Raw genomic sequence first — 3,104 nt, 5'->3', positions numbered from 1 at the left:
CAAACTATTAGCTGGTTTAGCTTAATTAGATTGTTTCACAAACTTAATAAAATATTTTTATGTTTTGTATGACATTCTCTATGGGAATTATCCTCTTTTTTATCACTTGCTTAGCACGGAATTGTACAAGAAAATCAATAAATTCCGATTTTGTTGGAAGATCTGATATAACATGAGGAAATTTATTATTTGCGACCTTCTCATGGACATACATTTCTAATGCGTGAATTACAGTTACTTCATGCTTCTCTTCTAAAGTGGTCCACCTTTCTAAGTCATCCCATGAAAAGTTTGACCTTACGAAGAGGTCGTCCCAGCCTTCTGTCACAGGAAATTTAACATGATTCTCCATCCACGAAATAACATCCCTCGAATGAAAATCACCAAGATGGGAAAGTGCTTCATACCCAGTTATCTTTTTATTAGATTCTTGTTCAAGAAAATTAAATACTAAAGATAGTCCCTTATCCTTACTTATACACATTGAAGTTAGATAGGAACGTAATCTAGTATCCATATTATTTTGTTTAGTTTCCCATAAACTTCTAACCCAGGTCTCTGCGTAAATTCCTAAAACTCTTCCGATAATCTCACATATTACCTTCTGGTCATTAAATGCCTCTTTTTTATGTAATTCTTCTATAAGGAAGTCAAATAACTCATTTCTATTAAATTTCTGGAGAAAGTCGATTGTTTCTTCATCTAATTTCTTTCGATAAACAACATAAGCTATTAGCTGTTCCTGTTATTTTTCACATCATTTAAGGTTGTCTCTGAAAATGACTCAAACCAATTCTTCCACTTAACTGCTGCTGGACTTTTAGTATTCAACCCCGTATCACTTAGAAAATATTCAAGCTGCCATTTTTCACTACCAATACACCCTAGTTCAGTAATCCTAAATAAGTAATCGAAAAACGAATCCGCAACATAAGTAACTGTGTCTTCTTCATGATCCCAATAAATAACTGGTTTCTCATCACTCTCAACAGACATATCAAACGCATAAATATCTCCATTTCCAGCATGAGAAAACTCTAATTTCCCCCTCAGTGACCTTCCATAATCTCCCCCATCTTCCATTAGTTCGTTAGCTAACATATTTAAATTCTGAAGGAAGTCAATATTCCAGTTTATCTCTCCAGAGAATATTTCCTTAAATTCACTGGGAATCATCGTATCTTCAGAAAATGAGTAATAAAAAGAAAGTGATTTTCCCAAGGTATGTAATATGTATTTATACGAAGGAGGTAATTGATAACCTAACTCTTTTTCTTTAGCTTCTATCTCCTGTATCGTTGCTTTTTTTCCAATTTCAATTTGGTGAAAGTTGCCGTTATTGTTCTCTAATTTTTGTAGTATTTGTTCCCATTTTGATATAAGGATTTTATTATCCTTCATACTTTTTAACCCCCGCTTCGATAGCTTAATTTTAATTATAATTCAATAAGGTTTTTGTAAATACCTTACTGTACTAAACTGCTACGTTAGCGGAACAAGAAACCCTCAACCGTAGCAGTCTCATATCCCCGTTATGAAAAGAAAATACACCAATCATATTCTTTGTTTTTTAAACCAATATTTTATGATAACAACGGTAAGAACAATTAAAAATATAGGTATGCTTACTGTATCCTGAAATTTCTGCTCTAATGGTAAGAAGTTTTTCACGAACATTAATAAAACAGCAAAAAAGCAAATTATTCCTGATTTCTTAGCTATTCTTTCCATAAAATCTCTCCCCTTAGAGTATCATTCTATGAATTATGAAAGATTTCCTTCTCAAGCTTACCTGCCCCTTAAGCACAAAAAGAAGATGAGCCGCCGCAGCGATCATCATCTTCAACTCTTGCACCCGTTAGTTTAACAAGAAAGAGGGATTTGATAACTATATTTGATTTATTTCATTAGAAAATAGGAAACCGCCGAAATTAATAAATTCGGTAAACCTATTAATAATATAGAATTAGTTTGTGAAAATCTTTGATTTCTATCCTCTTTTGATTCAGATTGTAGATTTCTACCCAACCCATCCCCATCCACGATTGCTACAGATAACAAGGAGCTTAATATCAGTGAGATTATTCCAATAGCCCCAGTTATTTTATACAATAATGTGAAATCGTTTGAAATTAAGGAAATGAAAAGAGCAACCACCACGATATCAAGTCCTATAATTATTTTCTTGATAAATATCACATCCCTATGGTGTTTTTACATTAATTTCCAATCCATTTTATTAATTATAACATTTTCAGAATTTTTTTAAATACAATAATCCCCCAAAATTTCTTAAACTAACCTGCTTCGTTAACAAAAGAAGAAAGCCGCCAAAAATGGCAGCTTGATCTTAAACTCTTGCACCTTATTATGGAATAACCCCTGAACTCCTAACAGCAAGTTTAGTTTAAAATATTTTTAATCCCTTTGTTATCCTAAAACCACGTCTTTTGTTTTATAAGGGGTACAAACAACATTACTTCTTCTAATCTTTCTTTACCTCTCTTACAATAGTTCGTTCTACTAATATTTGATAAAAATAAATAACCATTGCTGTTACAACTGACAATATGTAAAAATGTTTTGGTCGCATTTTCTTGAATTCGAATACTCCAACTTTAGTGAAAAATTTTGCGATAGGGAATGCAAGAAGATAATCGAGTACAATATTTAATGTTAAGTACTTTATAAAGCTACCGTACGTTAATTTAAATACCCAAATAGTTGTGATAAAAAATAAACCCAAAAGGTAAGAGAAATCTAAACGATAATTTGGAAATAAAGCATTTTTTACTTTCCACCACTTACGTCGATCAGCAATTTCACCTAACAAACTAAAGATATAACCAATAAAAGTTGCGACTGGAAGAAAGCGAACAAAAGAATTTTTCCCTAGCAATGGAGTAGTTAACCAGGGAATAACTAATGTACTAAAAGATAAAGCCTTTCTTTTATTAATCATAAGAGTCCTCACAAGATACAATTTTTCATTTATTATCCCCTTTTGTTCAGAAGTTTTATTCCATTAAATGGCCCTATTGTTGAATAAATATAAAACACTTCAACTATCCTGCCCCGTTAGTGGAAATCGAGTAGAGGGAAAA

The 3,104-nt window shown here is 32.1% G+C and carries 5 protein-coding genes; all 5 read right to left on the bottom strand.

The features are described 5' to 3' along the window. Positions 1 to 43: 43 nt before the first annotated feature. The gene (locus ACIFOT_RS23345; protein ID WP_430068528.1) at positions 44 to 517 is read right to left on the bottom strand and encodes a hypothetical protein; all 474 of its coding nucleotides are present in this window, start codon (positions 515 to 517) and stop codon (positions 44 to 46) included. 215 nt (positions 518 to 732) lie between these two features. Further along, positions 733 to 1,401, bottom strand: a complete 669-nt coding sequence (locus ACIFOT_RS23340; RefSeq protein WP_430068526.1) for an SMI1/KNR4 family protein — start codon at positions 1,399 to 1,401, stop codon at positions 733 to 735. A 153-nt stretch (positions 1,402 to 1,554) separates the two neighbouring features. Beyond that, positions 1,555 to 1,731 carry a hypothetical protein gene (locus ACIFOT_RS23335; protein WP_430068524.1) on the bottom strand — a complete coding sequence of 59 codons (177 nt, stop codon included), beginning with the start codon at positions 1,729 to 1,731 and terminating at the stop codon, positions 1,555 to 1,557. Positions 1,732 to 1,899: 168 nt separating this feature from the next. Further along, complete coding sequence (locus ACIFOT_RS23330) at positions 1,900 to 2,157, bottom strand: DUF5316 family protein (protein WP_430068531.1); 258 nt, start codon at positions 2,155 to 2,157, stop codon at positions 1,900 to 1,902. 328 nt (positions 2,158 to 2,485) lie between these two features. After that, positions 2,486 to 2,962: a hypothetical protein gene (locus ACIFOT_RS23325; RefSeq protein ID WP_430068523.1), complete on the bottom strand. Its 477-nt coding sequence runs from the start codon at positions 2,960 to 2,962 to the stop codon at positions 2,486 to 2,488. Positions 2,963 to 3,104: the final 142 nt, after the last annotated feature.

Source organism: Neobacillus sp. NRS-1170, assembly GCF_050468025.1.
This window is presented reverse-complemented; position numbering and strand designations above follow the sequence as displayed.